Source organism: Dehalococcoidia bacterium, assembly GCA_028711995.1.
Lineage (GTDB): Bacteria > Chloroflexota > Dehalococcoidia > SZUA-161 > SpSt-899 > JAQTRE01.
Window position 1 is genome coordinate 1 of the sequence record JAQTRE010000167.1, and the last position, 5,815, is coordinate 5,815.

General features: G+C 53.3%; 3 protein-coding genes. All 3 read right to left on the reverse strand.

Going from position 1 to position 5,815, the window contains the following annotated elements; genetic code table 11:
- Window positions 1–26: 26 nt before the first annotated feature.
- Complete coding sequence (locus PHV74_14620; GenBank protein MDD5095590.1) at window positions 27–836, reverse strand: 2Fe-2S iron-sulfur cluster-binding protein; 810 nt, start codon at window positions 834–836, stop codon at window positions 27–29.
- Window positions 833–2,605 (reverse strand): FAD-binding protein, encoded by a 1,773-nt coding sequence (locus PHV74_14625; GenBank protein ID MDD5095591.1) that lies wholly within the window; start codon window positions 2,603–2,605, stop codon window positions 833–835. The genes PHV74_14620 and PHV74_14625 overlap by 4 nt, the downstream gene beginning before the upstream one ends.
- A 393-nt stretch (window positions 2,606–2,998) precedes the next feature.
- Complete coding sequence (locus tag PHV74_14630; GenBank protein MDD5095592.1) at window positions 2,999–5,434, reverse strand: MMPL family transporter; 2,436 nt, start codon at window positions 5,432–5,434, stop codon at window positions 2,999–3,001.
- Window positions 5,435–5,815 lie beyond the last annotated feature (381 nt).

A 5,815-nucleotide genomic window follows, 5' to 3' on the forward strand; every position in this document is an offset into this window, starting at 1 on the left:
CCGTTAGTCTATCCCCCGATCGGAACTCATGCCACACTCTCCCCTCTCTTCGGTTTTTTTGCCCCTTTCCTGGATTTCTTTGGCAGGAGTAGCCCCCTCTCCTCAGCCGCCTCTCGCAAATCCCCCAGAACAGCCAGGTGATCGATGTAGAACAGTCCGGGAGGGCCCTGAATACTCGGCAAGCCCCTGGCAGATTCCATTCCCATATAGCAGACCTTATGGCACTTGCCGCACATGGTGCAGTGCTCAAGCCCTTCTTTGACAGCCTGCGCCACCCGATCCCCCTCATCTCGCGGGTCATAGTACCGCATCCCGATCCTTAACATGGCAGCCGGCCCGGCAAATCTGGCAAGTTTCATATCGTCTTTTAGCGCCGGACACACCGTGTAACACAGCAGGCACTCGGTGCACCGGTAAATGCCGCACATTTTCTCGTAGGTCGCCATGGGGACAACCGGCATCTCTTCCATCGGCTGTTGTCGAAGCAGATACGGCATGATGCTGTGCAACTTCGCTTTGACCTTGCTGCGATCCACGATCATGTCCCGGATGACAGGGAAGCCTTTGAGGGGCTCGATGGTAATCTCCCCCGGTTTAACGGGAGTCATGCAGGCCAACACCGGCTTGCCATTGACCATCATCCCGCATCGCCCACACCATACCGCCCGACATCCGTAGTCAAAGACGATGTCCTCGTAATCTTCATAGATTTTGACCAGCACTTCCAATACGGATAGATACGGCTTCCAGGGCAGCTCATATATCTTGTAATAGGGCTTGCCGTCGGTGGCCGGGTCGTATCGGAATACCTTGGCAAAGACTTTTTCTTGAGTCATGGCAGCATCCCCCTTATTTTCTCAGGCGAAATCTCGGTGGCCACCACTGGCCTCTTCTCGGCCTTCATCTTCCCATTAACCCGCTTGATATAAACATTGGCCAGCCAGTTCTGGTCATCTCTATCGGGGTAATCCGATCGGTAGTGCGTCGACCGGCTTTCGGTGCGCATCAGGGCGGACCGGGCGATCATCTCCTGAACATCGATCATGAATTCGGTCTCCAGCGCCTCCAAAAACTCACGGTTCCAGGTATGTTTCTTCGAGGCTACCCACATCCGGGGATAGTCCTCCTTCCGAATACGTTCGATTTCAGCGATGCATTTTCTGAGTCCTTTGTCATTGCGATCAAGGGCGATATACTCAGTAGCCAGCTTTTGCACCCGGTGCCGGATGACATGCGGTCTCAGCGGGTTCCGGGGATTCCTTTCCAAAATACCGTAAACTCGATCGCGCTCTCGAATGGGTTGCTGTGGATCGATCTCCTCTTGCTCGATTCCCGCGGCTCTTTTGGCCGCCTCCCTTCCAGCCCGCATTCCCCAGGTACTCCCATCAAAGGCCATGCCAGCCATACCGGTGGCATAGAGCCCAGGAACGTTGGTTTCGTTGTTCTCATTGATGTTTGCCTGTATCAGGGAGCTATTCCCATACGTATAAAGGGACGGCATGACCTCGACGGGCTCGGCACATGCGTCCCACCCCAGGTATTCCTTTGCCCGCACCAAACAGGGTCTCCAGGCATTCTTCTCCCAACCCGTTTTGGCGTTGAAAAATACGCCTCCATTGGGACCGCCCTTGCCGCTTTTGATTTGCTCATTTACGGCTTTATAAAGGGAGCCGTAGGTAAAAGTGACTTTCTTGAAATCACTCAGATTCGAGTCCTGCTTCAGGAAGAACTCGCCATCCTTGTTGCAAACGCTGTCCGCAATGTCCGGGCTCGAAGCGGTGGCCATTGCACCACCAAGGGACCCGGCGAGCGTGGGAGGGGTAAGCCCATACATCTCACCATGGCCGAATTCCATATTCTGGAGTTCCGCCTCGGCGCGATAGAGCAGGGCATGGCCATCGCCGGTGCATTCCGGCTGACACGGCGTGAGTGCGCTGACCCCGTACCAGCCATACAACCACCCCAATGGGCCAGTGGCGACGATCACCGACTTTGCGCGAAAGACGTTAAATCCCCCGGTTTTGATATCCACTGACGTGGCCCCAACAACCACCCCACTGTGGGAGAGCAGGCTGGTGACCATGTTTCGCTCGAATACCGGAATGCCGCGTCGCTTGACTTCTTCTCCAATCATCCAGGGATAGAGCGCATTATAAACAGCCGATGTGTTGGGGACAAACTCCACCTGATCCGGGGCTTTCCTCATACAGAGCGATCCGGTGTTCTCGGTCCACAGGGCTCGCTTCTCCTCGAAGATGCGCTCGGCCAGGCTCCTCATCAGCTTCTGATTGCCGATGCCCTCGTTCCATACCATCAACCACCCGAAAATGCCATCGGGAGTCTTGGGAAAGGGGGGGTTCTCCAGTTCCGTAATAAACCAGTGCCCCCAGTTTATTCCCGAGGCCCCACTTCGGGCGAAGGGTCCTTTATCCACGAGGATGACTTCAGCCCCCCGATCCGATGCCTCGATGGCAGCCGTCATGCCAGCCATCCCCGCACCAATAATTAAGACGTCCGTCTGGTGGACTACCGGGATGGGAACATCCACACACTTCAACTCTTCTTTGTCCGAATGCACCCCTTCAGTGAAGCCTTTCTTAGGCATTTTCTAACCTCCTCTAACGTGGTATCTCGGCAATAGCTTTAAAATGATTCACGTCTTCCACCAATACCATTAATTTTCTTTGCCCGACCTAATGGAGGTGAACCTTCACTGGTTACCTGGAAAATCTCTAATTAAGTCCAAATCAACCTCCTGCCCCAAGATAGGGCCAGGAGAAAGGAACCTGTCACACTCAATCAGAGGTTCCCCAATCCAATCTATGTGGGAGTTGGAACAGCTCCGTTTTTATGAAAGTTTAACACACCGGGGACTGCCTCTCTGCATGGATGAGACAGCCCCCGGTAAAGAAACCAGACTTCATGCCAACTCTACCGGCCCGAGACTATCCATGTGACACTTTCGGGCCGGCTCGTCAGCAATTACGCCTAACCAACTCTATTTCTTAGCTGGTACGGCGACCTTCTTGCGTTTCTCAGCCCAGTTATCAAAGGTGACCACCATCCCCGGCAGCAGAACAAGCGTGCTGAACAGAACCAGGGCCATATCGATAAAGGTGATCCAGCCGAACTGGCTCAGGAACGGGAACATGAACGCGAACCACAACGTCCCGAAGCCGATCATCACCATCAATCCGGAAACGAAGATGGCGCGCCCGATTCGGCTGATGGCGGTAGTCATGCAATCCATGGGAAGTCCACCCTTATCTCGCTCCTCATAGTAACGCATCAGCAGCAGGATGGTGAACTCCACGCCGATGCCCATGAGCTGCGCCGGCAATAGAGCCCCAAGTGTGGTCACCGTCAGACCCTTAGCATACATCGCTGCTGAGGACCAGCCGAGGATCAGGGCAATCGGCAGGACAGCTACGATAACTCGCAAGACTTTGAACCTGAAGAAAAGGAGCAGCATGGCACAGATGAAGCCTATCCCGATATACATCAGCTTGCCGCGGCTGTCCTCTAGGTCCTGTGCCAGTCTGGGATTGAGCAGACCGTTGCCCGTAATGACCATCGTGTATCCCTCGGGCATTGGATATTGGGGGTTGTTGACGAAGTAGGCTTCGATGTCCTTGGTGAAGACTCGCTTAGCCTCGACTTCGGCCGAAATGCTGGAGAACGAGAGGTGAGCCTCGGTGCGATCCGGCGAGACATAATTCATGGAGAACCTGGCGGGCATCAGACCCAGCAGGTTCTCAGCCACCGCTGGATTGGGGGGTATCATATTGAAAGCCCCCTGAAAGAAGGTTGCTACGTTGGCGTAGGTGCCCGAATAGTGCCCGGGAGCCGCTTGTGGATTCGTGGCCGCCAGCCAGTCTTTCGACGTAACGGCCATCCAGTTCAGGACATCGGGCTCCAGGACAGTTTTGCCCTCCGGGGCTGTCAGTACTATATCCAGCGGGCTCAGCCCTCCGGCGAGCTCTGTTATTTTGTTGAGGTCCTTCATCGCCTGATTGTCCTGAGAGATATAATTCTTATATCCGACGTTGCCCTTCAGGCTGGACTCTTTAACCCAGCCGTAAGCGGAAAACCCTATGGCGATGATCATGAGAGGGATAATAAATTTGACCGAATTGTGAGCCAGCCACGATGCCACCTTATCGATTCGCGAAACTCCGGTTACCACTTCGGGCTTGTTGGTGGCATCGTTCCTTCGATCCCTCAGATAGAGGATAGGGAGTAAGAGCGTCATCGCTACGAACAGACAGCAAGCGACACCCACGATCAACTGCCTGCCGAAGAGATTGACCATAGGAGTCTTGGCGAAGAGCACTGCGGCAAAACCGCCACAGGCCGCCAGCATCGCAATCAGCAGCGGAGGTCCGATATGTTCCAGAGTATTCTTTACGCTCTGGGACGCCGATAACCCTTTGCGCTGTTCCTCATCATAGCGGTTGTGGAACTGAATGGAATAGTCCACACCCAGCCCGAGCAGGATGGGAAACACCGCCATAGAGACTATCGAAATATCCCAACTCATCCACCCGAAGACGCCCATGCTATAGACCACGCCGATTAGAACCAGCCCGAGCGACAACCACCGCCAAGGGAAGAACCCTCGAACCCTGAACAGCAGCGCCGTGATGACCAACATGAGAGCAATAGCGATGATCATAATCTTGCTGATCTCCTGAGGAACCTCAGTTTCCTCAGTGTACAGCACGAAGGGGGATCCGGTCACCGATACGTGAACATTATTATCGAATCCGCCGCCATTTTTCTCCAGAATATCCTCACATATCTCAATGAAATCACCCTTCTCGGAGTTGGTCAGGCCCCCTCTGAGTCCGAGTGCTATACGAGCATTGCCCTTATCGAAGAAAACGCCTTTTCCCTGCCGGGACAGATCTCCTGTATTGGCATCGAGCAGCCATGTAGCATTTTTAATCGTCTCCACGCCCGCCACCATTACCAACGACTCGTCGTCTTTGGCAGTGGGATCGGCATTACCTCTCAACAGGTCAACCGTGAAGGCCGGTGTGATAACGAACTGCACGTCCTTGATCGGTATCGCTTGATTTTTCGCATCTACTACATAGTTGCCATTTGCATCCACTTCATAGAAGTGTGTTTCGAACGCCCGCATGGCGGCCATATTTTTATTGCTTAATATCTCATTCATGCCAGCCTGAGTGTTTCCGCTCTTGGCCTCAATCAGAATGACAAGCTGGTCGTTGCTGAAGTTCTTATCCAGTTTATAGATGTCCTTGTAAACCTGGGTGTTCGTGGGCATATAGTCTTTATACTGGTTGGAAACACCCACATACCTGGCTCCCAGTCCGAGAGCGACCAGCAAAATGACTCCGAGCAGTAACCACCACTTGGCCCTGCTTTCAACAACACCCCAGATGCCCAACAATATCTTTGCCATCATCGTTACCCCCTTTTTTCTTGGTGCAACCGACTGCGCTACTTAACTTTGAACCTACCCTTGCCGAGGTTCCCCCAGATGAGACAACTCTCACTAATGTTGCATCGCGGTGGAAATCATTGTATTACAGCTCGCTCCTTTCTTCCCCTGAGGGAACTTTTGATCTCATGTGTTTTCCCACTTTGCTGCTCCACAATATGACCCTGATAGATATCCTCATGCACAACGAATAAGCCTACTCTAATCGTTGATCCATTTCTGGCGTCCCTGCAAAAAGCCGGTATCGGAATTCTGATTGAGTCACCCTGATATTATGCTGCGAAGTTTAAAGTCTGAGTGAATCGGCTGGCGGGTCGAATTTAGCGCCAAAACAAGCGCCAACAT

What these genes read in the sequence shown, in the direction of transcription:
- PHV74_14620 (MDD5095590.1), bottom strand. Translation starts at nt 836, where the DNA reads ATGACTCAAGAAAAAGTCTTTGCCAAGGTATTCCGATACGACCCGGCC.
- PHV74_14625 (MDD5095591.1), bottom strand. Translation starts at nt 2,605, where the DNA reads ATGCCTAAGAAAGGCTTCACTGAAGGGGTGCATTCGGACAAAGAAGAG.
- PHV74_14630 (MDD5095592.1), bottom strand. Translation starts at nt 5,434, where the DNA reads ATGATGGCAAAGATATTGTTGGGCATCTGGGGTGTTGTTGAAAGCAGG.